19 protein-coding genes are annotated in these 26143 nt (G+C 46.9%); 5 read left to right on the top strand and 14 right to left on the bottom strand.

What is annotated here, in order from left to right; all coding sequences use genetic code 11:
• Positions 1-11: 11 nt before the first annotated feature.
• Together V8F51_RS05600 and V8F51_RS05595 are read right to left on the bottom strand one after the other, a co-directional pair.
• Positions 12-1745 carry a hypothetical protein gene (locus tag V8F51_RS05600; protein ID WP_337099103.1) on the bottom strand — a complete coding sequence of 578 codons (1734 nt, stop codon included), beginning with the start codon at positions 1743-1745 and terminating at the stop codon, positions 12-14.
• 52 nt (positions 1746-1797) lie between these two features.
• Positions 1798-3549: a sensor histidine kinase gene (locus V8F51_RS05595; protein WP_337099101.1), complete on the bottom strand. Its 1752-nt coding sequence runs from the start codon at positions 3547-3549 to the stop codon at positions 1798-1800.
• Between the two features lie 345 nt (positions 3550-3894).
• Between V8F51_RS05595 and V8F51_RS05590 the strand changes: the two genes are divergently transcribed.
• A complete protein-coding gene (locus V8F51_RS05590; RefSeq protein ID WP_337099100.1) occupies positions 3895-4341 on the top strand; it encodes an Lrp/AsnC family transcriptional regulator in 447 nt (148 codons plus the stop codon).
• Between the two features lie 74 nt (positions 4342-4415).
• On the opposite strand, the gene V8F51_RS05585 is transcribed toward V8F51_RS05590, so the two are convergent.
• Positions 4416-5969, bottom strand: coding sequence for an acetamidase/formamidase family protein (locus tag V8F51_RS05585; RefSeq protein WP_337099099.1), 1554 nt, complete (start codon positions 5967-5969; stop codon positions 4416-4418).
• A gap of 348 nt (positions 5970-6317) precedes the next feature.
• Here V8F51_RS05585 and V8F51_RS05580 point away from each other — a divergent pair, with 348 nt between their 5' ends.
• From V8F51_RS05580 to V8F51_RS05570, 3 genes are all read left to right on the top strand, one after another.
• On the top strand, positions 6318-7856 hold the full coding sequence (locus tag V8F51_RS05580; RefSeq protein WP_337099098.1) for a GNAT family N-acetyltransferase: 1539 nt from the start codon (positions 6318-6320) through the stop codon (positions 7854-7856).
• A 14-nt stretch (positions 7857-7870) separates the two neighbouring features.
• A complete protein-coding gene (locus V8F51_RS05575) occupies positions 7871-8761 on the top strand; it encodes a carbon-nitrogen hydrolase family protein (protein WP_337099097.1) in 891 nt (296 codons plus the stop codon).
• Between the two features lie 111 nt (positions 8762-8872).
• Complete coding sequence (locus V8F51_RS05570) at positions 8873-9478, top strand: hypothetical protein (protein WP_337099096.1); 606 nt, start codon at positions 8873-8875, stop codon at positions 9476-9478.
• 11 nt (positions 9479-9489) lie between these two features.
• Here V8F51_RS05570 and V8F51_RS05565 read toward each other — a convergent pair whose 3' ends face one another.
• From V8F51_RS05565 to V8F51_RS05540, 6 genes are all read right to left on the bottom strand, one after another.
• Positions 9490-9813 (bottom strand): hypothetical protein, encoded by a 324-nt coding sequence (locus tag V8F51_RS05565; protein WP_337099094.1) that lies wholly within the window; start codon positions 9811-9813, stop codon positions 9490-9492.
• A 59-nt stretch (positions 9814-9872) separates the two neighbouring features.
• Positions 9873-10172 carry a hypothetical protein gene (locus V8F51_RS05560; protein WP_337099093.1) on the bottom strand — a complete coding sequence of 100 codons (300 nt, stop codon included), beginning with the start codon at positions 10170-10172 and terminating at the stop codon, positions 9873-9875.
• Positions 10173-10544: 372 nt separating this feature from the next.
• On the bottom strand, positions 10545-12446 hold the full coding sequence (locus tag V8F51_RS05555; protein WP_337099092.1) for a glycoside hydrolase family 127 protein: 1902 nt from the start codon (positions 12444-12446) through the stop codon (positions 10545-10547).
• Positions 12447-12482: 36 nt separating this feature from the next.
• Complete coding sequence (locus V8F51_RS05550; protein WP_337099091.1) at positions 12483-13352, bottom strand: carbohydrate ABC transporter permease; 870 nt, start codon at positions 13350-13352, stop codon at positions 12483-12485.
• On the bottom strand, positions 13349-14275 hold the full coding sequence (locus V8F51_RS05545; RefSeq protein ID WP_337099090.1) for a carbohydrate ABC transporter permease: 927 nt from the start codon (positions 14273-14275) through the stop codon (positions 13349-13351). The genes V8F51_RS05550 and V8F51_RS05545 overlap by 4 nt, the downstream gene beginning before the upstream one ends.
• A 71-nt stretch (positions 14276-14346) precedes the next feature.
• Complete coding sequence (locus V8F51_RS05540) at positions 14347-15708, bottom strand: ABC transporter substrate-binding protein (protein ID WP_337099089.1); 1362 nt, start codon at positions 15706-15708, stop codon at positions 14347-14349.
• 381 nt (positions 15709-16089) lie between these two features.
• Between V8F51_RS05540 and V8F51_RS05535 the strand changes: the two genes are divergently transcribed.
• Entirely contained in the window at positions 16090-16980 is an 891-nt protein-coding gene (locus V8F51_RS05535; protein WP_337099087.1) for an AraC family transcriptional regulator, read from the top strand.
• Positions 16981-17199: 219 nt separating this feature from the next.
• Here the strand turns inward: V8F51_RS05535 and V8F51_RS05530 are convergent, their stop codons facing one another.
• From V8F51_RS05530 to V8F51_RS05510, 5 genes are all read right to left on the bottom strand, one after another.
• Complete coding sequence (locus tag V8F51_RS05530) at positions 17200-18846, bottom strand: hypothetical protein (RefSeq protein ID WP_337099086.1); 1647 nt, start codon at positions 18844-18846, stop codon at positions 17200-17202.
• The gene (locus tag V8F51_RS05525; protein WP_337099085.1) at positions 18836-19621 is read right to left on the bottom strand and encodes a hypothetical protein; all 786 of its coding nucleotides are present in this window, start codon (positions 19619-19621) and stop codon (positions 18836-18838) included. Before V8F51_RS05525 ends, V8F51_RS05530 begins: the two co-directional genes overlap by 11 nt.
• Positions 19618-20553 carry a Gfo/Idh/MocA family protein gene (locus V8F51_RS05520; RefSeq protein ID WP_337099084.1) on the bottom strand — a complete coding sequence of 312 codons (936 nt, stop codon included), beginning with the start codon at positions 20551-20553 and terminating at the stop codon, positions 19618-19620. Before V8F51_RS05520 ends, V8F51_RS05525 begins: the two co-directional genes overlap by 4 nt.
• A gap of 43 nt (positions 20554-20596) precedes the next feature.
• On the bottom strand, positions 20597-21424 hold the full coding sequence (locus tag V8F51_RS05515) for a 3-keto-5-aminohexanoate cleavage protein (protein WP_337099082.1): 828 nt from the start codon (positions 21422-21424) through the stop codon (positions 20597-20599).
• A 405-nt stretch (positions 21425-21829) separates the two neighbouring features.
• Entirely contained in the window at positions 21830-25978 is a 4149-nt protein-coding gene (locus tag V8F51_RS05510; RefSeq protein ID WP_337099081.1) for an S-layer homology domain-containing protein, read from the bottom strand.
• Positions 25979-26143: the final 165 nt, after the last annotated feature.

The raw sequence follows: 26143 nt of genomic DNA, 5'->3' as shown, positions 1-26143 counted from the left end.
GTCGGGCAAACCTACCATACGAATTCATTGTCCAATCGACGATAATCACCTTCGCGCATCGGTGTCTGATCGAACACCTTGCGTCCGCTGTACAGCGGCTTCTTCGTGCCCTTTGGCGTAATGCCCACGACATCGTCGCCTCGCCATTCCGTCTCGTACGTTTGACCGACCGCGTTCTCCAGCGTCTTGCGATAGCTCAGAGGGAATGTAACCGTAATGGTTTCTCCGGCGACTGCCGGACCCAGCGTAAGGAATTGACGGTTAACCCAGCTGCTTGCTTCGCTGCCTTTGCCCTCGGTCACGGCCCCGTCCCGTTCGCGGATGTACCTGATTTTCGTAAATCCGGCCCACTCCGGAATCCGGATCAAGAGACGCGAAATATCCGAATGTACGTCCAGCACGACTTTACCTTCATGAGGCAGATAGCTGCTGACGTCGAGCCACTTCGAGCCGCGATTCAGCAGAAAATTGACACTGACAGTACCGTTCTTTTCCGTAATCGTGTTGCTCCAACCCATGAACAAGCCGCGTGTGCCCGAGCCGAGACAACAAATTTGCAGGTCACTCGTATGTCCCCGTCCTTCGATGACATCGCTTACGAAATCATTCGGCGCGGAATAACCTGCGAATGATCCGCGGGTACGATCAGCTACTTTAAAGAAAGATTTGTTCGCCGGAATATCATTCGACTTATCGTCCGTTTGCTCTACCCAGTCGAGATCGAGCAACTGAGATTCAGCCAGATGGTTGCGCAGAAACCGTTCAACAATGCCCCAATACTCGACATAACCGCTCTTCGCCAGCGTAATGCCGCAAGCGATCAAGTCGACAAGCGAGCATGTCTCATGCTCATAGGCCTGCTCGTGCAGATCGCCCGGTGTCCAGCCAAACGCCGTGCATTTGGTTAGCGCCCAATCGTAACACTTCTTCACCCAAGCAATCATCGCCGCATTGCCCGAATGCATGCCGAAGCGCGCAATCGCGTCCAGCGTGCCAAGACGGGTGTGGAAGTGACCGCTCCGATACGCCAAGGAATCGTTAAAGCTGCCGTCCTTGTTGAAGACGCCGCTCCGCTCCATAATGAGCGCAGTGAAGAATTGACATAGCTCGTAAGCATCCTCGTTGCCCGTCAGCTCGTAGTATTTCAACAGCGGCATGACTAGCCTTCCGCAGAAGGCAGCCGGATCCGGCGCTAGTCTCAGCTGAATGCCGTTCGCCGAAGGCCAGCCCGTCTCCTTGTATTCCGAGGCGGGATAATACCAGACGTCCCGTTCCTTGACAGCGATCTGCTTCAGCGCGGCCACATGCCGATCCGCCGCTTCCTTCACCTTCGGATCGCCCGACTCCATGAACCAGCTCGTCAGTGACAAAATAACGGCACGCTGGTCGATCAGGTTCGCGTTCGGTTCCCAATTGTGATTGGGATTCATTTGCCGGTAACTCATGCCATCCTCCTTGAAGAATGACAGTAGGTTCGCACGATACCGTTCCTCTACCTCCTTGCCGAACGTCTCGCCGGACATATGTCTTGCCAGAATCAAGCCGTCCACCATCCTCCCGTGAGAGGAGCCGTAATCCCAGTCGCCATGAACCATATAAGCGGGCTTATGCATCAAGTCGGCGCTAAAAAAAGGTATGCAGCCATGGTCGTGGTCAGCCATGCCGATCATCGCATTGATCGCATGGGCCGCCCGCTCCTCCAACATTAACGTATCCGGTATAAGGTTTCTGCGTAGTTGTGCCATCCTATTCCCACTCCTTTATTAGATATCATCACGGACGATGATTCAGCTATCATCATCCCTCGGGTACTGTAAGCTTCAAGGTGTATACCGTGCCTTCTCCTTCACGGCTTTCAATAAGCAGTTGTGTTTGTCCCCCGTAGAACGCGCGAATGCGTTCGCTAACATTATATAAGCCATAACCCGAGTTCTCGGTCTGCAGAGCCTGTCGATCCCGTTCATTGTCAAGCACGCCTCGAATCACGGCCAGACGTTCCTCCGAGATACCTGGTCCATTGTCGGCGATCACAATCACGAGCTCCGTGTCTTCTCGTCTGACGACGATATCGATCTCCCCGTTCTTGCGACTGCGCCCAATACCGTGCTGGATGCAGTTCTCCACGAGCGGCTGCAGAATGAACCGCGGACAGCGAATATCGTCGATATTCGTCATGACTTGGATGGAAAAACTTAGCCGATCCAACATGCGCAGCTTATGCATATCCAAATAATGCCGAACATTATCGATTTCGTGCTGCAGCTTCGTATCGTTATCTCCGGAATTCAGCGTATAACGAAGCAACCGGCCAAACGTGTATGTCGCGCCTACCACTTCCTGATCGTTATTGATCTCTGCCAGCATACGGATGGATTCAAGCGTATTGTAAAGAAAATGAGGCTTGATCTGTGCTTGCAGCACAAGATAATCGGCCTCCTTTTTCATGAGCTCAGCTCTGTGCACAGTATTTAACAGTTCATCAATGCGGTGGACAAGCGAATTGTATGATCGGGTCAGAAAGTCAATTTCATCGTTGGACTTTCCTACCTCGTAATAGGTTAGCTTGCTTTCGTCCACCTGTCGCATATGCTTTGCCAAACCAAGAATTCGGCGAACGAGAGAGGATGCCATCGCGTAATAGACCCCAGTCAGCACAACCAGTGATACAACTAGAGTAAGTGCGAGAATGAACACCTTGATCCGGATGTCCACGAAGACTTCGTCCATTTGACTGAAGAAATAGAACGTTGCGGACAGCTCAGGAATCGACAACGAGTTCACGAGCGTCCTCTGCTTGCGCAAATAGGCGTAGCCTTGATCGCTTTCATCGGCCATAGCCAGCAAGCTTGCCGTCTGTTCGTCGTCCAGCTCTATCCCCTCGCTGTGGTACACCGCTTCGCCGCTTTGCATAATTAGAACTTGCATGTTCTGATTGACATCGACCGCCTTAAGGAAATTTCGCAGCAACGAATCCGTTGTAATAATCTCCAGCACAGCCAGCGGCTTCGTATAGCTGTTATTATAAACACGCTGGTAGTAGCTTAAGTTCGGAAGCGCAGAGGTTTCGGCTTCGCTTCGACGCAGCCAGACGCCTTCATCTACGTTAATTTCGTTTAACAAAGCTAACGGCTTCTCATCCAATTGGTCCAGGTTTTCAAGCTCGCCGGTGACCGAGTGGACCTCGGGCAACGTTTTGTAAAGTTTGATAGAAGCAATCTCGTGATCACGCGATTGCGCATACATAAATAGCGGACGAATGTCTTTGAGATAGTTGTACACCTGCTGCAGCTCTGAATGATAAAAGCCGCTAAGATAATCGATCAGCTGCTGGTTGTTCAGGAACAGAGCATGAATCGATTCTACTTGGTTCAGACTCGACCGGAACCCATCGCCGGCTTGAATAACCAGCTTCTGCTTACCTTCCGAATATTCTGACATCACATCCATGTAGAACTGATTGTACAAGTAACCGCCGAACACAATAATCGGCAAAAGTACGAGCAACAGGTAGCCAAGCGCCATTTTCTGTACGATCCTCAAATTCTTCATTGCAACGGCCTTCCTTCGCATCCGGCAGCCTCATTTGAAGCGCTTTCAATCGTTTTACAACTATTATACGAGTGATCTTCAGTAGCCGACAACATACCTTTCGCTAGATTATCTTGCTTCGATGTCAAATAAAGCAGAACTTATTTTTATTGTATAGACGCAGCTTTAAGATGAATAGTGATGAAAACTTAAAAACGAGCGAACATTTTTAAGAAGTGTGTAAGCGTAACTCCTCTTGCCAAGTCCTGCTTCCGGCGGATCTTTTCATGTTATTTTTCATACATACGCTAGGCACTTCTTTCACCTTCTGTTACAATAACGAAAAAAAGAGGTAGTTGAAACCGCATGCTTGATTCTATCGATAACCATATTTTGCAGCGTTTGGCACAGAACAGCCGCATTTCTTACACGGATTTGGCTAAGGAAGTCGGGTTGTCGGGCGTCGCGGTGAAAGAACGCATTGATCGTCTCGTCAATCAAGGGATCATCGAGCAATTCTCGATCGTCATCAGCGCCGAGAAGCTGGGCAAGAAAATTTCCGCTTATTTGGAGCTTGAAGTGGAGCCCGCCCATTTGGATCATATCGTTGAAGTTCTGAAAGACAATGATCGTGTTGCCGTGCTTTATGAAATGACAGGGCCTTGCATTCTTCACATCCATATTCTCGTGGAGGATCTTGAGGAGATGGGGCGCTTTATGCATGAATCGATTTACTCGCTTGACGGGCTCGTCCGTGTCGAGAATCAGATTCTGTTGAAACGCCACAAAAATCAGGATGGCTTAAATATATAATCGATAGAAGAAACGCCTGCCGATCAATCGGCAGGCGTTTCTGTTCTATTATGATTGGATGATAGCTAACGCAACTACTCCGTCTTTGATAATTTTGCCTTATAGAAGCTAGCGAAATACTCGCTTACTACAACCTTCTTGTTAATGAGTCCTGCAGGGGTTGCCAGCTTTATCTCCTCTCCGTTATACGTTCCTATTGCCTCTCCAACCTTGAACGCTAGAACATTTCCGTTATAGCTGAGAGTGACCGTCTTGTCTGCCGATTCCCAGCCAACCTTCACGCCATAACTTTCAAAGCTGCTGCGTAATCCGACCGGATGCAGCTCCGATTCGCCAAACTGCCCTTTGTCGATCAATGCATGTACGCCCCAATTGCCGTCCACGACCTGCGTAATGCCGAAATCGACGGATACTGACATTAGCGAGTATGCTTCGTCTTCGTTCAAATCCATGCCAGTCATCAAAAACCGTTTCGTCTTATGCGCCGCATCCTTCATCGCTTTATCGATGGATGAGTTTTTGTAAATGTCACTCTGCGCATTCGGCCCTAGCTCTTCCAAGTAGTTCGCATAGCTGAAACCGTGAACAACCCATTCGTTGGCATTCTCGAGCAGCGGAAAGTCCAAGCCGCTCAGCTTTTTGTTCAATGATGCCTTCTTATGAAGGATAACTTGAATATCGCCGGTTACCGATGTTTCGATCGCAGTTCCGTTTATTTCGGAATCGCCTTGTCCCGCATGCGGATCGCCGATCGACAGCAACGCACCCGGTACAGATACAGGGTAATACATTGTCGCGCCTTCGGTAATACGCCAATCATCAATGTTGCCGCCATAGTAAGACGGCGGAACGGAATCGACGATATCCGCTTCCTTCGGAGCGACGCCCATCGTACCGAAATGGAGACGCACCGGGATCTTCACGCCTTCGAGCACATCGAAGTTTTTCTCAATCGTATTATGATCTACGACAATGCCAGGATAGTCGATCGTTGGATGCACTTTGCCATCTGGATCCGTTTGCGGTTCCCACTTAAAGCTGTACAACGCAGTAGCATAATCCGTCGCGCCGTCTGACTCCATCTCATAAATCGTTACAACCTCGCGCTTCTTCGGTTCCTCGACCATATCGCCGTACAAATAGCCCCAGTTGGCTGCCGCATTGACGCCGTACGTTTTACCGGCATATTCCTCATTGCCGTTAGGCCTCAGCTTCATGTCCAATATCTTCACTTCCAGCACATCACCAGGTTCTGCCCCTTCTACAGCGATAGGTCCCGTCATAATATGTACGCCTGGCCCGCGGAGCGATTCCGTCTTCTCTGCTTCGTTCCAATGGAAAATATCTTCTACCCCTACATCCCCTTTGATCATCCGTTCATAATCATCTCCGGAATGATGCGTGATCGCCTCTACCGTTACGATATCTCCCGAATTTACAGTTAGTGCCGGGTCGCCTTTGCCAATATTGCCCCACCGGACATTGTCTGAATTCGCCTCCAGAACATGCGTCTTCGGCTTAACCCCCTCCTTTTCGATGTCAGCATACGCTACATAAACTGCCGAATTCATCGCTAAAAATACCGCTAACGCAGCACTTACCTTCCATACCGTTCGTTTTTCCATCATACAATCTCCTCCCACATCTATTCGATGTCAAGTTTTATGACATCTTGTGTTTTCGAGTATAGCAGATGAATAATAGATTAACAATATAAATTTTTGGCGATATTTTACTTAGAATTATTAATTAAAATATTGAATTCGGTTAGTAAAGTTAATAACAGCCGAAAAAACCCTCGCGATTACACCGTTCAGCCCCAACGGCACGTATATTTGACCCTTTTGATTATATCCCCAACCAACGACGGGCCATCATTGTGTCACATTTTACATTCCATTTACTTTCCAATAATACTGGTCATACTAACCACATCTATACTGTAGAAAACTAGGCTTGAATAGGGAGAGGGAAACATGACTTCGAATCAGATATCGCAATTTGAAAAGAAAGTCATTATTCGCAACATTGAACCTGAGGATTTCCAGAAGATAATCGCACTGCAGCATATCTGCTTTCCGAACATGGATCCTTGGAAATTAGAGCAATTGGAAAGCCATGTCCGCATTTTCCCTGAAGGACAAATTTGCGTGGAGCTCGATGGCGATATTATTGGTTCTTGCTCCAGCTTGATCGTCAACTTCGACGATTATTTAGAGCAGCATACGTATTCGGAGATTACGGACAAAGGCTATATTCGCAACCATAACCCGCGCGGCGCAAACTTGTACGGCATGGAAGTAATGGTTCATCCCGACTATCGCCGAATGAAAATTGGCAGGCGTTTGTATGAAGCGCGCAAACGATTGGCCGAGATGTTGAACCTGCGAAGTATTATCGTCGGAGGACGAATTCCCGGATATCACAAGTATAGCGATGCAATGATGCCGAGAGAGTATGCAGAAGAAGTGCTGCAGCAGAACATTTATGATCCCGTGCTCACGTTCCAGATGATGAACGGATTCACGTTGAAACGAATTATTACGAACTACTTGTCCGATGACAAGGATTCGCGAAACTTTGCAGCGTTGCTCGAATGGAACAACATCGACTATAAGCCTAGCAACAGCAAAACGCACTATAAGTTGTCCTTTCCCGTGCGAATTTGCGTCATCCAGTACATGATGAAAAAAATCGACTCCTTCGAGGAATTTGCCATGCAATGCGAGCATTACGTCGATGTTTCTGCCGATTACAAATCAGACTTTGCCGTCTTCCCGGAAAATGTGACCATGCAGCTGCTCTCCTTCCTGGACGAACGATCGCCCAGCCTTGCCGTTCGGAAGCTCACCACGTTCACGGAGCAATATATCGAATTGTTCACTGAATTGGCCGTTAAGTATAATGTAAATATTATCGGCGGTTCTCATTTTGTCGAAAAAAACAATCGTATTTATAACGTGGGCCACTTATTCCGCCGTGACGGTACGATTGAGCAGCAGTACAAACTGCATATTTCGCCGAACGAGCGGAAATGGTGGGGAATAAACGGCGGATCGGAGCTGGAAGTATTCGATACAGACTGCGGTAAAATATCCATTCAGCTCAGCAGCGACATCGAGTATCCTGAAATTTCGCGGATCGTTGCCGAAGAAGGCGCCCAAATCATATTCGTTCCTTTCTGTGCGGAAGACAGGCAAGCCTTCCTTCGCGTCAAATATTGCGCGCAAGCCCGCGCTGTAGAAAATCAAGTATTTACGGTTACCTCCGGCACTGTCGGAAACCTCACGCATGTAGATAACGTCGACATTCAATATGCGCAGTCAGGCGTATACACGCCTGCCGACTTCTCCTTCCCGCGAGACGGGATCGCGGGCGAATGCAGCGAGAACACGGAAACGGTTATTATGGCCGAGCTGGATATGGAAATTTTGCAACGGCATCGCAAATCGACGGACATCCTTACATTTAAGGATCGTCGGACGGATATTTATACGTTACAAATTCGTTCCTAGATGAAGGAGGCCCTATGAAATTACTAACTGTTGCAACCGCTCAATACGGTCTCGCAGATATCCATTCGGATGGAGTTTTTTGGTCTCGACTAGAAACGAAAATATGCGAAATGGCCGATAATGGCGCGGATCTCATTATTTTCCCTGAATATATGACCGCACATTTACTTGGCTGCCGGCCAGTGATGACGCACGAAGAGGCTTGCTGGCATCTGAGCAGTTACACAGATGAGTATATAGCTTTTTTCCAGCGTTATAGCCGAGACTATGACGTCATCATTTTGGGCGGAACGCATATATGCAGAGAAGGAAACGGCTTTGTGAATAAAGCCTTTCTATTTTTCCCCGATGGCCGTATCGAGGAGCAGAATAAAATTCATTTAACGCCTGAGGAAAGAAACCGCTGGTCGCTTACAGAAGGAACGAAGCTAAACATAATCGAAACGCTATGGGGCCGCTTAGCCATTCTAACCTGTTACGATATTGAATTCCCTGAGCTAGCCAGAATGGCCGCCGATAGCGGCGTGGAGCTTATCCTATGTCCTTCTTATACAGACACGGCTGCCGGATACTACCGCGTGCGCATTTGCTCCCAAGCGAGAGCGATCGAGAATCAGCTATTTGTAGCGTTAAGCGGCATGGTCGGCTCGTTGACCGAGGATCGTCCACAGGTAGATAATGGCTACTGCCAGGCAGGCTTATTTACTCCCTGCGACGTTCCCTTTACGGAAAATGGCATCCTCGCTGCGGGCGAGCTGAATGGAGATTCGTATGTGATTGCGCAGTTCAATTTCGCTATGCTTCAACAAAATCGCAAACAAGGAAACGTAGCGCCCTTCTATGACCGAAGAACCGATTTCTACAACGGCGAGCTTGGCAAAATATTAGTCGGGATTGTGGAGTGACGAAATGAAGAAGCACCTCAACTAAAAAGTTGAAGTGCTTCTTTTTCTATCGATATTTGTAAAGAAATTAGTTAAAATTTAAATGAAAGATGATCCAGGCGGAGGAGTTACATGACATTGATGAAAAAAAATTTACATTGGTCAGCAGTAATTGGAGTGGCATGTTCATTTTGGCTATTATTTTGGCTTTTCTGTATGTTAACAACGCTTTATGATCTCAAACACTATACCCTTGATGATGCCGACAGCTCAGGTCAAAGTACATTCTTGGCTATCGTTGGCGTATTTGCTCTATGGACGGCATACCGGGCGAGGCAACTTCTAGCTCTGTTAAGATACGGGGAATTCAGCAATGCGAAGATCGTTAAGCGAACGGAAGATAGCTTTGATGCTTATACGGGCATTACGAGCAAGATGACCATGTTCCATTATAGTTTCTTAGTGAACAAACAGAGATACACAAAAACACTTTTTTGGACATTTGGTCTTAAGAAAAAGAATATGCTAGAAATCGTCTTCAATACTCAAAATCCGGGTAACAATGCTATTGCCAGACGACTTCGAGCCCGCTTCGATGACTCCACAAATCAATGGCGATCCTCCATGTGGCATGTCATTCCTAGACTAATTTTCTTAGTTATTACGGCAGCGCTCATCTTTGCTATATTGTTTATGGATACATTGCCTTGGGGCTTAGATGGGCTGATGTCCGAATGAGGTGGCTGCCGTTACAATAAGTCGGGACTCTGCAATGACCCGATGTATTCGTATTTGTATATTTTACCGGCTGAACCCGTTGGAATGACTCGGAATTTACCTCTTTCTACAAGGCTTCGGCAGTACTTGATGACCGTTTGCTTGTGAACCTCCAGTTCAATCGCCGCTTTCGCCGGGCTAATGATACGATTGTGCCGAATCGCTAAACGCATTAACTGGCGTTCGATTTTTTGATATTCGCGACGAGGCATTCTATTTTTTTCATCCGTTGCCACTAGATAAGGGGCTAGTATGCAGCGAATCATAGTTCGAACGAATAATGGATTTTCTTTCATTTCATCTAAGGGTATTGAAATCACATGGCATTCTTGTGACTGCAAGAACAAAGCTCTATTTAGATCCATCCGATATTTCGAACGATCCGTGCCATGTGAACCATAATCCATAACTTCGAATACATAACGTAGATTGCCCATGATCCAAATAAAATCCGCAAAATATGACCGACCACGCCAGTCTTGAATCTCATATTCGGATGCAATCCCGCAAAATGACCCATGAGAGGCCACCATATCTTTTCCGCGAATAGATGATTGCCGAATCCATGCCCTCTTTTCAAAGCATCCTTTCGTTCCCCTTGGCGTTTGGACAAGTGATCGTTTATCCACTTCGCATGCTCGATCTCAAAACTCAACCGTGTCACCCTCCCCAGGAAATATAAAACGCCTCGACTTCCCTTACGTTAGAAGGGATATCGAGGCGTTCTTCGCCACACCATATTTAAGTAAATCAATAATAATTCATTTACAGCCAAGTATCAATAGGTTTTAGATCGGCGTTTTTAGTCTGGTACCAGCTTTGTGTGATTTTTCATACTAAACCCATTGGCTAGTTCTCGCTATTTTCTCGATTATACGAATTTTCATACAAATATTAGCCACACTTAGCAGAAGCGTTCAACTTTGTACGATTTTTCGAATAAAACAGCCGTATTAGGCAGATACACTGACGTATTGTATGATAAATCGAACAAAGTCATCGATCGGAGTCACCTAGAGTTCTAGTTTTATTTTTCGCGAATCCAAACCAACATTTCGCCCGGTTCCCGGTTACCCCAGAATGCGTATGGAACGGCCGTTATCGGAACACTCTTCTTCTTTCGCGTAACCGGCCTGTACAGTTCATCTTCCCAGGAAAGATCAGATCGCAGCCCCTCTCCGGACAAAACGACGATACCGCCTAGAACGTCTTCCCTATCCACCGCTATAAATTCAGAATCCTCGGAAAGGCAAATATCCGTGAGGTCTGAGCCGTTGTCCGCTTCCTCCAAGCAATAAACGAGTGGACCGTATTGCAAAGCGATTTTACCGGCATTCTCGTGCACTTTGGGATTCGACTCGATACGCTCGACGACCATTGGGAAATGCAGCTTGATGTTATCGCTATCCATCCACTTTCTGCCGATAGATGCATATCCGCGCTTGACGATCGCATCCAGCGCCAGCGACTCCCCATTCACCGCAATGGAGGGTTGCCTGCACCAAGAAGGGATCCTGAAAGAAAGCGTGCAATCGGTTGGCTCATCCGTTTGCAGCCGGATCTGGATCTCTCCGTTCCATGGATATCGCGTTTCCGTATGCAATATTACTTTTTTCCCTTGGACGTCGAATGTGCTCTCATTGGAAGCATAAAGATGCATGGCGATCTCCGCCCCGTTTTGCGTAAAGAAGTAGGTATCCAAAGACGTCATCAGTCTAGCAATATTGGGTGGACAGCAAGCGCATCCGAACCAAGGCACGCGTTCTGTTTTGACATGCTGCATATCGTAACGGTACTCCGCGACAGCAGGATGAACCTCCAATGGGTTGACGTAAAAATAACGTGTGCCGTCTAGCGACATCCCGCTCAGCACCCCGTTGAATAGAACCCGTTCCATCACATCCCCGTATCGGCTGTCATTTTCAATTTGAAGCATTCTGAATGCCCACATGACAAGTCCGATGGACGCGCAAGTTTCCGTGTATGCCGTGTCGTTAGGCAGATCGTAATCAATCGTAAACCGTTCGGCATGGCCTTGCGAGCCGAGCCCTCCCGTAATATACATCCGCTTGGTGGTCACTTGATCCCATAGTTTGCGAAGCGCTTTGGTTAGCGTAGCGTCTCCGTAAGCAATCGCAAGATCCGCCATAGCCGTATACAGATACATGGCACGGACAGAATGTCCGTCTGCCGTTTCCTGCTCTCTCACGGGGGCATGGGCCTGATGATAATCCAAATCGAACCAGCGATCATTGGATGGGCTGCGGAACCCCGGATCCTCCTTCAGGAAACTCGGCTGCTTGCCGCGCTCCTCCACGAAGTATCGGCTCAACTGCAAATACCTTTGTTCTTTCGTCGTCCTGAACAGCTTTACCAGCGCGAGCTCAATTTCCTCATGACCGCAATACACGTGTATTTGGTCAGAATTTGGCCCTATAATCCGGTCTATATAATCAGCGTAGCGGCACATCATGTCCAAAAAGGCCCGCTTGCCAGTGGACTCGTAATAAGCCACTGCGGCCTCGATCAGGTGACCGGCGCAATAAAGCTCATGCCCGAAAGAAAAATCGTTCCATCGTTTTTCCGGTTCGGCGACCGAATAATACGTATTCAAGTAGCCGTCCGGACGTTGAGCCCGTCCCATCAAATCAACAACCGCATCAATGACGGCTTCGAGCTGCGGATTAGGAAATTGCCGCAGGCTGTATGCGGCAGCTTCGACCCATTTCGCTACGTCGCTATCCTGGAAGACCATGCCGTAGAAAGTTCCCGTCTGTTCTCCTGCCGAGATGCGGAAGTTTTCTATGGCGTGACTCGGCTCAGCGCCTTCGATTTCATCGTTCAACGCCTTCCACTGATAAGGAATCGTTTCCTGGACAGTCTGCCTCACCTTGGGCTGCCAGAATTGATCAATAAGCTTAACATGCATATCGATAATTCTCCTTTCAATAACACGACGACCGGATTAGTTTTTCAACCCGGTCATCGTGATTCCCTCTACGAAATACTTTTGACCGATCAGGTAGAAAATGACGCCAGGAGCAAAGGACATGCACGTGGCTGCCATCGTCAGCGACCAGTCTGACTTTAATTGACCTCTAAAGTTGGTAAGCCCGAGCGCTATCGTATACTTATCACTCGAATTAATGTAAATCATTTGTTGGAGCAAATCGTTCCATAGGCCGATGAAGATAAACAATGCGACGACGATCATTGCGGGCTTGATCACCGGGATAATAATGCTGAACAAGATGCGGAAGTATCCGGCGCCGTCGATCGTAGCCGCTTGGTCGAGCTCTCTCGGTATGGATAGAATAAACTGCCGAATCAAAAAGATATTAAAAGCGCCGCCGCCGCAGAAATAAGGCAGAATCAATGGCAGATAGCTGTCGCTGAGCCCGAGACCCCGCGTCCACCCGATATACAGCGGGATCAGCGTAACCATGGCAGGCAAAAGCATAGAACCGACGCAAAGAGCCCAGATCAACTGTTTACCTCTAAACCGCAGCCTTGCAAAGGCATATCCGCACAAGGTGGCCGTAAACGTTCCCGCCAAGCAGGAAGGAATGATGATTACCATCGTATTCCATAGATACTTCCAGAATTTAAATATTTCCAGTGTCTTTTCATAATTGGAGAACAGCCAGTTGTCCGGCAACAAAGATGGAGGAAATCTATAAATCTCGGCATTCGTCATTAGAGACGTTCGGAATATCCACCAAATCGGAAAGAGTACGAGAATGGCAAAGAAAATAACGACGACAAGCGTTAGGATATTCATGATTCGATCATTGCGTTTCTTGCTTTTTAGTCTGCTGTATGCGGCTTCGCTCATTTCTCATCGCCTCCTTCAGAGAAGATCCACCGATTTGACGTCTTGAACAACACGCCAGTAAAGGCGGCAAGGATGGCGAAAATAATAAAGGTCGTCGCACAGGCATAACCGAGCTTGTAATTGACAAAGGCTTGATCGTACATCAGATAAGTCATGAACCTTGAAGAGTTGCCCGGGCCGCCATTAGTCAGAGCAAGGGCTGGCGTAACGATTTGGAGATTGGCGATCAAGCTCATCAACAAATTGTAAAAGATAATCGGCGTCATGCAGGGCAACGTGATATGCAAGAAGCGTTTCCATCCGTTCGCGCCATCCATTTCAGCCGCTTCGTAATAAACGCTCGGAACGTTTTGAAGCCCGGCCAAAAAAATAACGATCAAGTTCCCCGACAGCCAAACCGCAATCATGGAAAGAGATGGGACCACATAGCTGGAATCGGCAATAAACAGAACTTTATTTAATCCCATTTCAGAAAGGATATAATTGAAAAATCCAAAATTCGCTTCATACAGCCAAGACCATCCTACGTATATGGCGACGGCAGGCAAAACAAACGGCACATAAAAGATGGCTCTAAAAAAACCTCTTGCCGGAATTTTCCGGTTCAACATGATCGCGATAAAAAGCGAATAAATCATGCTTCCGACAACAGATAAAATGGCGAAATAGATCGTCGCGATAATCGAATCTTTGATATAAGGATCGGTGGTAAACAGATTGATATAATTATCGAAGCCGATGAATTCCGGTTTGGCCAACCCCGTCCAATTCGTCAAGCTGATTCCGAGCACCCCGACAAGAGGCGCGTACGTCAGAAAGAACAACCCGAAGAATGCGGGAATCAAACAGATATAAGCAACGCGTTGCTCGCTCGAATGTATGCGGGAACGACGTTTTAGCTGACGTTTATTGATTGTTTCCATAGCTCGCTCCCCACCTCATGTATGAAGGATGACCGCCACGTAACGTGATTTGGCGGTCATCCCTCAAACCTTTATTTTTCGCCTTTATTTGCCGCTTTCAAAGCATCGAGATTTTTGGAAATGGCGTCCTTGGCGGTTGTCTTTCCGGTCCAAACATCGCCGAGAACAGATCCGAGCAAGGTGTTAAATTCCGTCGTATTATTCGTAAAGAACCAGGAAGCCGGTCTCGCTGCGGAGGATTGCGCATAATCGACTACTGCAGACTTATATTCCTCATACGGAGGGAAGTTCGGATTCTCGACCCACTTGCGGGTGAGCGTCTCGTCCTTGTACCACTTATCCAGCACCGGCATCCAAATGCCCGATGAGATGAGTCCCCAGTTGTTTTCTTCGGAGCTGTACCATTTGAGCCATTCCATCGCTTCTTCCGGATGCTTGGTCTGGGAGAATACGACATTGGCGCCGCCAGTGTTAAGGGTAACCTTCTCCTTCATGTAAGGCAGTACAGCTACGCCGTAATTAAGCCCTGCTTCCTTAGCCGTGTTCAAGCTGGTTCCTACGTTCCACTGGCCGTTCGTGGCCATAGCGACCGTTCCTGCAATAATGGTGCGCTGAATGCCGTCATCAGTCTGACCGACGGACAACGGGGCGACATGATCTTTCAAGTACAGATCCGCGACTTTCTGAATCGCTTCTATGCTGGCGTCTTCCCCGATTTTTACCTCTGCACCGTCAGCGGAATAGTAACCTCCGCCATTGCTGATCGTCCAGGTTTCCAACTGCCATGGCAAGTTCTCGATAGATGCGCCGTACTGAACGATGCCCTGCGAATCGAAGCCATCTTCGCCAGGATGTTTGCCGTTCTTGTCGTTCGTCAGCTTCTTGGCTGTTGCTACGAATTCATCCCATGTCCATGCTTTATCCAGTGCCGACGGAGGATAAGGTACACCCGCTTTGTCGAACATGTCTTTGTTGTAGTAGAGAAGGAGGATTTCATTGGCAGCCGCATAGGCAACGGGTTTGCCTTCGTACGTGTAGGCCAAGCTATCCAGCGGCTTGCTGTCGCTTCCCTCGTACATTGCGCTTACGTCGTTCAGCATGCCTTGGGAGGACCACTGGATAACGCCGTCTTCCCGCATCATCCCCGTATCAGGCAGTTGCTTTGCCGTTGCAAGCGTATTCAATTTGGTCATGTAGTTCTCCCAAGGAATGGCTTGCACTTCCACTTCGATTCTGTCTTGGGTTGCGTTGAATTTGTCTGCCACTTCCTGCGTTTTGCTTCCTTCTTCTGCGCTTCCCCACATCGAATAAATAATTTTGACTTTCTCATTCTTGGAAGTCGTTTTTGTATCGTCGTTGTTGCTGCAGCCAATGACCCCGAATACCAATGCAGCCGAGAGCAGACCAACACCAAGTCTCTTTCCTGCTTTCATTGTCTCGTTCCCCCTTCATCATTTGAAATGATATTTATGTCTAACCGTTTCACACCGCTCCTTGGACATTCCAAGTTATGAAGTTAAACGTTTAGCATCAACATGACTGCGCTACCCTCAGGCTGTATCCGTTATACGAGGACACTTTTTCAAGAAAGCGCTTTAATTGAATTGTGCCATGAAATATCTACAAAAAAAACAACATTTTTCAACCTGATTTTTAATATTTTCAACCTTAGTACGACTGCCTCGGAATTTCGTTGGGCTCCACTGATCACTCTATCTGCAGGAAACTCTTTCTTTAACTGATGAGTATGTTGTATCATAAAAATAACAACATTTTCTAGATTTATATTCACTTATACATTGGGAGGAACGAGTGTGGATTCTGCGATTCTTCACTTTATCTCGCCACCGATTCCCTATTTCGTGGATTGCGGGCATGCCCATTACGGGGTAGGAGATACCCATATCGACCGGAATTGCATCAGAGTATTCGATCTGATTGTCGTCCGCAAAGGGGTTCTCCCGATCGGTGAGAACGGCCATACCTGGGAAATCAATGAGGGAGAAGGACTCATCCTTCTTCCTGACGGACACCATTACGGCAGCGCCCCCTGCAAAGTAGACACAGAAATTATCTGGATTCATTTTCAAACCTTCGGCAGCTGGCAGATGTGCAGTGACATGGACGAATGCCTGGGTAACCAACTGAAATTGATCGAGGAACACAAAAATTTAGCGTATCTCAACCATGCCGATGTCTGCTCCATCTTCATTCCGAAGCATATGAAGCTGTCGACGAAGGCCATGGAGGCGCTGGAGACCTTTTTTCAGCAGGAGCACGAGCCGCAGTCGCTTCGGAACTGGAGACGACAAGCTTCCTTCCAGTTGTTCCTGCAGCACCTGGATCGCGATCTCGCTTCCCCCACGAACGTCACCGCGATTCAGCTCGCCGAGCGGATCGAGTTGTTCATCCGCCAGAACTATGCCAGCGATATCACGAATTCCGTTCTGCAAAAGAAGATGAACTATCACCCCAATTATTTGGCTAAGGTGATGCTGAAAGTGTACGGTATGACTCCTATGACCTTTCTCCTGTATTACCGGCTTGAACAGTCCAAACGGCTGCTATTGCAAACCTCTTGGTCTATTGCCCGGATCGCAGATGAGGTCGGCTTCCATCATATCTCGCATTATTCTACCTGCTTCTCCAAGAAAGAAGGCCTCTCTCCCTCGGGCTTCCGCAGCAAATTCGCCAAGGAGCGCTAAACACCTTGAAACAAGGATGACGTTCTACGACAGCGGTACGAGAAGAGCGTACATATTCGATAATGCAGATCGCAGTAGGAGGGGGCGCCTTGCCCCCTACCTCGCCCATGCTGGGCGCACCAAAAAAAAACACGCCCTTGCTTGGCGGCGTGTTTAAAATTTAAGTATGGTGGAGCCTAAGGGATATGCCATGCAAGTGCTCTACCTTCGTGGACGGTTTCACATTCCAACAAACTTTTTTAATTTCAACCGAACACGACGCGGTATTAACTTGTAAAAAGCTCTAACGAATGTTTTTAGAAAACCTTCGCCTTCCAATTGAGCTAGTCTGTTGGAAGTCATATGATGATTTGCATGAAACTCATTAAGTTGACTCGTAAGTAGCTGTATGTTAGCCATATTTTCGATATCTTTATGGAATAACTCATTATTTCGATCTTCTAATTGTTGCGAATGAGCCAAGTTTTCGTTATAACGTTTTCCCAATTCATTAGAACGAGCTTCTAATCCGTTATAGTGTTGAGCAACTTCCTTAAGTTTCCGTTGCAATTCAAATTGGAACTGAATTAAACTTTCAATCGTTTGTTCATAATCATTATTTAGCTGTTGCTCCGCGCTCTGGTATTCAGAGTGTAAGAAGAGTCTTCGCTCCATAAGTTCGTCCGCCAGTTCGTTATTTTCAACGATTCTGTAAATCACATCAGTTATTTTATGCCTGGCGACAATCTCTTTTAGCTTCTCCGTATCATGAAACAACTCAACTAATTCTTGTTCAGAATCCAATACCAGCCCATTTTCAAAGTGCCTTGTCTGATCTGCAATATTGCCGCTGTCTTTGTAGGTAATAACAAAACAGTTGGCAGCAAGGCTTTCGTAATAAGTGTAATTATAGGTGCCAAACCAATTTGACCATAGAAGTATAACGTCAATTTCATGTTCTATAAGCTTTGAGGTGGTATCCTGCTTAGCCCCATTCTGAAAGCTCGTGTCCACGAATATCGTCCCAGGCAACGATTGGTCCTCGTAAGAAAAATGATAAAATTCATAATCGGATTTATTCGAAATCCCATTCAACTTTACCCATGCATCCCAGCCCTTATATTTGGAAGAATAGCCGGGATATGCGACTCTTATTCTACGATCCGCGACTGAATGGCTAGGAAGTATTTTATTCGTTTGTAATGCATTCTGATGGGGAACAATGCGAACGCTGTCCTCTAAATGCTTAAATATTCGTAGAAAAATGCGCTTCCCGTTTTCCGATGGCGCCACGATAACTACCTTATGTTTAATAAAAAGTTCGTTTACACTGTCATAATGCGCTTCGCGGTTCTCCCCATGGCGACAGGTCGCACATCGCGGCGAGCCAATGGGAGCCGGACCGCAAAATTCCTCATCGTTATAAAACAAAAAAATATTTCGACAAATGGAATAATAATCATGTAAGATGTGAACGATCTCTGTATCCTTTTTCTCTTTTATTCTGCTGATGATTTCATAGATCATCGCAATATTCATTCCGTATAGACTGTTGATAAAAATGCGCATGAGATTGATTTTATTGGCTGCTATAAGCGTTCCGAAACAAAATCCTACTTGCCATGCAGCTAAAAAGCACGTTGTTACGCCATCGATCACAACTTCGACCAGCAAATGTTTAGGCTCGATTTTCGGTGCGTATTGCATGCTGACAGGGAACAATGCAATGTAAGAAATGTTGCGGTCATTCATCATTTTTTGTTGCTCTATTCCGTATTTCTGCGCACCGCCGGCTTTCGCGCGATAGTCGTCATGAGAAAATGCAATTACGCAATCCTTATCTTTTAAATGATACAAAATCTTCTCGGCGACTCCGCTATGCATCAATTCTCAAGCACCCTCTTTTTGAATCATCAATAAATTTCATCAACTTTGAGAAAATCTCACATTGTTGAAATTGCCTCATAAGCTGCACTCGATCTTCATCATTTAAAGAAGGATAGGAGCATTTTGCCAATGCATTAAGAATCTGCTCCAATTGATTAATTTGTTCGCCGGTGTAACCTTGTCTTTCCAAGCCGACTTTGTTTACTTTTTTAATCAGAGCAGGGTTGCCGTCTACCAGCAAATAGGGAGGAACGTCCCGCACTACCTTAGCCATGGCGCCGATCATGACATATTGGCCCACTCTAGAAAATTGGTGCGTGAACGCAGACATGCCAAGATGCGCAAAATCATCGACTTGCGTGTACCCGGAAATCCGTACGTGAGCGGATAATATGGTTGAATCTCCGATGATCGCATCGTGTCCCAGGTAAGCGCCGTGACCAATATGATTGTTATTGCCTATAATCGTGTTGCTGTCTGGATCTTTTGACCTCGCTATGACTGTATGATCATTAATCATATTATTCGAACCGATACGAAGTCCGGATTTGATTGATTTATCAAATCCTTTGAGATTAGGCAGGGCGCCTATCGAACAAAAACTGCCTATGTATGTTCCGCTGCCTATGGATGTGCCGGTATGAATCTTTGTATGGCTGCAAATGGTTACATCATCTCCGATAACCACGTTATCGCCGATGATCGTAAATTCTTCGATGCTGACCGCATTCCCGATAATCACGTTTTGACCGATATACGCGCTTTCATGAATCACTTTTTAGCCATCTCCATTTTCAAAAGCTTTTCGGCTTTTTCAATTAATCGAATACCCCGGATCGCTTGTTCCGGTCCTGCGATTGATTTGCTATGACGGTGCACGCAGTCCATAAAATGGGATAAGCTGTTCGATAATGCGCTTGGTTCAGCATAGCGCTCTTTCATTGGGTTGCTCAAGCATCCATTAATGTCCTTCTCGTAGATCGTGAATATCTTTCTCTCATCCAGTTCATTAAAGTAGATTTCTTTGTCGGCAAATTTAATTAACGTGTGCCGATCTTTGGCCTTAGCGTTGTGGCCAACTTTAATTCGACCTATGAACGAATTGCATCCCAGCGTTAACGCGATTTCATCCGAATGATACGCTACATCAATAAGTTCGATCTCTTGACCATTCAACAGATAGTCCAATACGGCCAAATCATGAACCGCCAGATCCCAAAGCAGCCCCTCCGACTTGTTTGATCGAGCTGAAGTTAGTCTTGTCGCCTCAAAAGCTATCATTGCATTAGATTCAGTTATACTGTTTTTAATTTTTGTTATCGCCGGATGGAAAACCATAATATGGTCCACATGAATCGTAAGCCCTCTTTGATCCGCGATACGATGAAGTTCCGCAGCATGCTCGGTTGTCATCGCGAACGGCTTTTCAATAAATAAGTGCTTGTTCGCAAGCAATACGTCTTTGGCTATCCCGAAGCTGTTTTCCATACCCACGGATACTACGATTGCATCAATCCGGTTGGTTAATAACGTCCGGTAATCCATATCGAAAAAAATACGATTGTCCTTCGAATAAAGCTCTTCGGCAACTTTAAGACGTTGAATATCGATATCGCAAATCGCGGTAAGCCGCAGGTCCTTATTTAAGGTTATTTCCTTTGCGATGTTCGGTCCCCATTTTCCATATCCAATTAATCCGATATTCAAAAGTTCCACCTATTTTCTGAGGACGATCCTCTTATACCAACGCTTAGAACCGGCCCGTTATCCCCAATATTTTCGCCATTTCTAAGGAGCTGGCCACCTCGCAACCTAAAGTTTGAATCATTGCGGCTGCACGATTTACAAATTCCAAATTATTATTCACCGGGATGCCTTTTAGAAAATACCGATTATCTTCCATTCCCGTACGAATCACATCGCAGCCATTTAAAATGGAAATAAAATTAACCGGCAACTGCATTCCTGCAATCCCGGCCGCAGACCAAGTGAATCCTTTTGGAACAGCGTCGAGAATCCATTGAATATTTTTATAGTCTGGCTTCATCCCGCCGATAGAACCAATGACAAATTGAATATAAGCATTGTCGTCAACGACGCCAAGCTCAACCAAACGCAGTAGTTCTTTTAACATTCTTGGATTAAATATCTCAAATTCCGGTTTGACTTCATTTTCCTTCATAGCCATAAGCATATCGATGACGAATTTTTTGGAGTTTTTAATGCCTCCGTCAGGACGGTTGAGTGAAGTTACTTCTATGGATGCTAAATCAGGTTTTAATTCCATTAATTTGATTCGGTTCTTATCCGATACATCAACAAGATGATTAGAGGTGGAGATGCACACTAAGATATCGCATTTTTCACGAATTCCGGATAGCACTTCCTCATACAAGGAGAAATCCAACGACGGTTTTTCTTCTTTATCGCGAACATGGACATGTACCATAGAAGCCCCTGCTACAGAACACTCATATGCACAATTAACAATTTCATCAACAGTAACAGGCAGACCGGGCATTGTTTCTTTCTTAGTCATTGAACCGGTTATCGCTGCACATATGCCAATTTTCTTCATTGCACTCCTTTTTGGTGTAAAAAAAACACCTTCACAAAAGTATAGACAAAAGTAATTTTAACTTATTTATTCTTATCCGACAATGAAACAAATATATAAGTAGGATTCCCCCGAGGGGAGACCACACAAGTGATGACTTCAATACTATCTTCCTTGCCAGTGATGTGTTTTATCGTCGTTGAGTGGTTTACATTCAAAATTTTTTCACACTCCCAAATCAATAAAAACGGAGACGTTTCTAGAAAAATGAGAAAACCTCTATCGAGGCCGTTCAGTGATGAGCGCTTCAACAGCCATTTGATTCAGGCGCCATGATCGATTACATTCTCACATTCTCATTGATATAGACAAAACCTGCCTGAGCAGATATTTCTCTGTTCAAGCAGGTTTTTCTTATATCCTTTTCTATTCAATTGACCCTAATGTTTGCAGCAGTCTGATGAATACGACCGCCGCTTGCGCGCGTGTTAACTCGCCCTTCGGATTGAAGGTAACCTCGCTCATTCCTGTCATGATGTTAAGCTTAACCATCAAACGCACGTCCTCAAGATAAGCCGAGTTTACATTTCCGATATCCTTGTAGCCGTCCAAGCGGACGAATTCCTTCGTCGTCGGCAGCTTTTCAAGTTCAATGACTGCCGCCAGCATGCTCGCCATTTCCTCTCGGGATAGCGGCTGATCGGGGTTGAAGCTCGAGCTTTCCACAAAGTCTAATAGTCCAAGCTCCTTGGCAATTGCTACTTCGCCGAAATACCACGCGCTTTGATTTACATCCTCATATGGCGCTGTGCTGCTGGCAGCTGTACCTCGTCCAAGCGCTCTAACGAGCATAGCGGTGAACTCCGCTCTGGTAACCGCTTTGTCTGGAGCGAAATTGCCGCCTCCAATCCCTTCAACAAGCCCTTTCGCCGCCGCCTGTTCAATAAACGATTTGCCCCAGTGCTTAAGCACATCAGTAAAGTTCGCCGCATTCTCCGCAACTACGTACACGCTGTTCGTGTGCGAGTTAATCGAGATATACCATAGGCCCTCTATCTGTACTCTTCTAGCCGGTACAAATTCGAATTCCTTTAGAGCTTCGTTGTATCGGAACGCTCCCCATAGCAACGGCATGATCGTCACGTTCTTCGGCATCGGTATGATTCTAGTCAACGCTTGACTGAATTTGTCCGCCGTTCCTATCGTTTGCCCGGTCTTCGGATTTATGATATCGATTCGGAAATCGACGATCGCGCCCAATTCGATACCATTAGGCAATCCTTTAGCAAAAGCCGTTAGGATTTCCTTGTTGTTCGATTTGTCGGTCAACGTGATCTTAAAGCTGATCTCATCGACCTTGAGGTTGCTGTCTGCCAGCAACTCCGGCAATCCCGGTATAAGCGATGCCAGATTGACTGGAACTTGATAACTGCCGTAGGGAGACTTTATCTCTATGACGAAGGCCTCGTTTTTACTCTTCCAGCTGGCTAATACTTTTGCCGGAATAGTCACAAAAGCTGCGCCTTCCTTAGGCTTTACCTCCAACGTAACGGAAGGCTTCGACGCGTCGATAGTCGACGAATCGAGCGGTTGCCCGTTCAAGTCGATTAGATGCGAGTCGTTTGACGTTGAGCCGTCCGGCGTTACTGTAATGAAATTGCTGATTGCGATAATCTCGACCGCTCCGTTGCCGGCTTGATCCTCCGTGTATACTGTATAGGCTCCGTTTGAAGTTATGTCAAAGCTGTCTCCTGTCAACAGCGTACCCGCGCTTGCGAAAAAGTCTACTGTCCGCACGCCTTTCGTCCACTTCGTTACCGCAATATCGCTACCCGTTCCGTCGGTTGCCACTGTTACCTTCACCGATCCCTTGGTCGGCGTTGTGCTGTCTGGCGTCTGAGTCCATGTTATAGAGGGCTTGACCGAATCAATAACAATGCCGTTCGCCCCCGTCGCCGGAACATCCAGCGGAACATCCACGCCAGACGCAGTAAGGGCTGCGCCAACCGGCAAATCGATTTCCGTTCCGATTTCTATGCCGTCCGTATCCAACAATCCGTCTTGCACTTCATAAGCGAATACGAGCTTGTTCCGTTCGCCTGCTGGCTGTTCCGTATAGAGGGCATATACCGTTGACGTATCGGCCCCTTCGCCAATCACGATTGGCAGTCGCGGCGTACCGACTGGAGCATCCACCGACCCTTCGTAGCTTATGACGAATTTCAAGGTATCGCCAGTTCCGTAATATCCGCCTGCGGGAAAATTCACATCGTTTATTTCCGGTGCGGGAATCTGAACGTTGAGCTTGTAAATTCCGTGAGCTTTCCCGTTCTCGTCCTCCGTTTCAATCGTGATCTCATTATCGCCGGGATTAACGGAGACCGTTGCCGATGACGCTTCTGTTCCTGAAATCGAAACCTTGGCATTCAGATTGGCTAGAGCGACGGTTATATCCACAGAATCAATATAACGGTTCGATGTAATCGTATATAAGCCTAGTTCGGAATCGAAGTCAGCCGGAGACCTAGTTAATACGGCTCCCGTTGCTGATACGCTCAAGCTCGCAAGCTTCGCGGGTTCTAATTCGTGCTCGAACATCGGATAGGTTGTTCCCGATATCATCGCCCAGGTATTTGTAAAATCCCAGTCTACGCCTGCTGCAGAATAGGTCGACTTTGATTTCATCTCTGTCGATAATTTTCCAATGGCACCACTTCCTCCGGCAGAAGTCGGTTGCTCGCTCGTTTCGATATCCCAGAAGGAATCGGTTACTGCCGTATCGATGCTGGCGCCGATTAACCCTCCTACTCCGGTGCTTGCAGCAGACGTTACTCGCCCGGCGGCAAAGGAATCCGTCACGATTGCATGAGCCGATTCGCCGACAAGTCCGCCTATGTAATCGGATCCGCTTAATCCAATGGCGTCCGCCGTGGAAAACGTTTCATTCAATTCTCCTTGCAATTTCCCAACCAATCCTCCCGCTCTTTGAACGGTTGCCGTCACCGTACCGGTAGAATAGGCGTTACTAATGATGCCGTCATCGAGGAGCGATCCGACAATCCCCCCCACTGTGCGCTTTCCGGCAATCTCCATATTCGTCATACCGATCTCTTGGATGGTACCCGACGCCACTCCGAAGAATCCAATATCCTCTTCGTCTATGCGATCAATGATCAGGTTATTGATGACATGACCGTTGCCGTCGAAAGTTCCTGTAAAAGGTTTAGCTGCGTCCCCAATGGGAACCCATCCTTTGGCTTCGTTGTATCCCCCGCCGGAATCGCTCAAATACTCGGACAAATCAATATCGTTCATAAGAATATAATCATCATTCAATTGATACCCGTCCGCGACGCCCGTTCCGATCGCTGCCAGTTGTTCGGCAGTCGAGATCGTGTGAGGGAATGCGTTGCCATCCTCCCGGTTGATTTGAAGGGTATACGTCAAAACGTAAGGATCAGGCAACGTACACGGTTGTATGCATGAACTCGGAACCGCTGCGCCGGCGCTCGAAACCTTAATATCGATAAGATTTTCTCCTTCGTCCAAATCGATCGTTTCCAACGCGGCTCCGTTATTGATCGAAGACTCGCTATCTTGCGCGTCCACGTGTACGGTCACTTGATCTACCTCATTCGGTACGATGCCCGAATAAAATACTTGATCTTTTGCGAAAGACGGCCCGAGCTCCACCGGATCGCCGTTATCCGGATCAGTCCCTGCCGTAACCTTCAACGCATCCAAAGTAATTCGATCGAACGTCTTGCGAAGCATAGGGTAAGTTAGCCCATCGATTATTCCCCATTCGCTGCCATCCCCGTCCTCGTTGGCGAAATACCAGTCTGTAAAGCTATCGCTAAGTTTCATGTTCACTTCCGTTAAAGGCTCTCCGCCTGCTGAAGAGCTAGTCAAGGTTGAATTATAGTAACTATTTTCAACCGCCAAATACCCTTCAATCATGCCGTTCAATCCACCTACGTTATTTGATCCAGTTACATGCGTAGAAGAGTATGCATAGCGTATATCATCGCCGGGATTCCCCGATGCATAGCCGGTCAAACCGCCCACCGATTCATCGCCGATGATAGTTCCGGTTACGTACACATATTCGATTAGAGAGTTTTGGCTATACCCGATCACCCCGCCGATATAGTCGCCGGTGTAAGAATCGATAAACACGTTGACCAACCCGATATTTCTAAATTCGGCATTGGAAGCGTAACCGAACAACCCGAGGTTGTTTGTGCCGGCCCCGTCCGTGTCTATCGTCAAATTCGCAATCGTGTGCCCGTCTCCGTCGAACAGGCCAGTGAAAGGTTCAGATCCCCAACTCCCGATCGGCTCCCAGTTTTCCCCAGACAAATCGAGATCCGCGCCTAACCGATAGGCTGCATCCATATCGTCGCTTACTTCTTTTAATTGCTCAATGCTAGCGATAATATAAGGATTCCCAGGAGAACCGTCCCCTGCGCCAGAGAACGCGGCATACACTTTGCTATCTCCGCCATACAACGTTGCCGATGACGTGAAAACGACCACAACAAGCAATAATACCAACCATCTACGATTGAACAAAACCCGACACTCCTCTACTTGTAACTATGAAAATCTGTTAATTATTGTGATTTAATATAAACACATTATGAGCCAAATTTCTATCCCTCATTGCGAGAATTGCTCTTTTCCTGAGCTAATGGGAGAGTTAGTTAAAGGCTTTTTAAACCTTAATAGAATCAAGGG

It is taken from the genome of Paenibacillus sp. YIM B09110 (assembly GCF_037167145.1).
Classification (GTDB): Bacteria; Bacillota; Bacilli; order Paenibacillales; family Paenibacillaceae; genus Pristimantibacillus.
This window is presented reverse-complemented; position numbering and strand designations above follow the sequence as displayed.

Coding starts and splice junctions, on each gene's coding strand:
- V8F51_RS05600 (WP_337099103.1), bottom strand. CDS start 1,745: ATGGCACAACTACGCAGAAACCTTATACCGGATACGTTAATGTTGGAG.
- V8F51_RS05595 (WP_337099101.1), bottom strand. CDS start 3,549: ATGAAGAATTTGAGGATCGTACAGAAAATGGCGCTTGGCTACCTGTTG.
- V8F51_RS05590 (WP_337099100.1), top strand. CDS start 3,895: ATGCTTGATTCTATCGATAACCATATTTTGCAGCGTTTGGCACAGAAC.
- V8F51_RS05585 (WP_337099099.1), bottom strand. CDS start 5,969: ATGATGGAAAAACGAACGGTATGGAAGGTAAGTGCTGCGTTAGCGGTA.
- V8F51_RS05580 (WP_337099098.1), top strand. CDS start 6,318: ATGACTTCGAATCAGATATCGCAATTTGAAAAGAAAGTCATTATTCGC.
- V8F51_RS05575 (WP_337099097.1), top strand. CDS start 7,871: ATGAAATTACTAACTGTTGCAACCGCTCAATACGGTCTCGCAGATATC.
- V8F51_RS05570 (WP_337099096.1), top strand. CDS start 8,873: ATGACATTGATGAAAAAAAATTTACATTGGTCAGCAGTAATTGGAGTG.
- V8F51_RS05565 (WP_337099094.1), bottom strand. CDS start 9,813: ATGAAAGAAAATCCATTATTCGTTCGAACTATGATTCGCTGCATACTA.
- V8F51_RS05555 (WP_337099092.1), bottom strand. CDS start 12,446: ATGCATGTTAAGCTTATTGATCAATTCTGGCAGCCCAAGGTGAGGCAG.
- V8F51_RS05550 (WP_337099091.1), bottom strand. CDS start 13,352: ATGAGCGAAGCCGCATACAGCAGACTAAAAAGCAAGAAACGCAATGAT.
- V8F51_RS05545 (WP_337099090.1), bottom strand. CDS start 14,275: ATGGAAACAATCAATAAACGTCAGCTAAAACGTCGTTCCCGCATACAT.
- V8F51_RS05540 (WP_337099089.1), bottom strand. CDS start 15,708: ATGAAAGCAGGAAAGAGACTTGGTGTTGGTCTGCTCTCGGCTGCATTG.
- V8F51_RS05515 (WP_337099082.1), bottom strand. CDS start 21,424: ATGAAGAAAATTGGCATATGTGCAGCGATAACCGGTTCAATGACTAAG.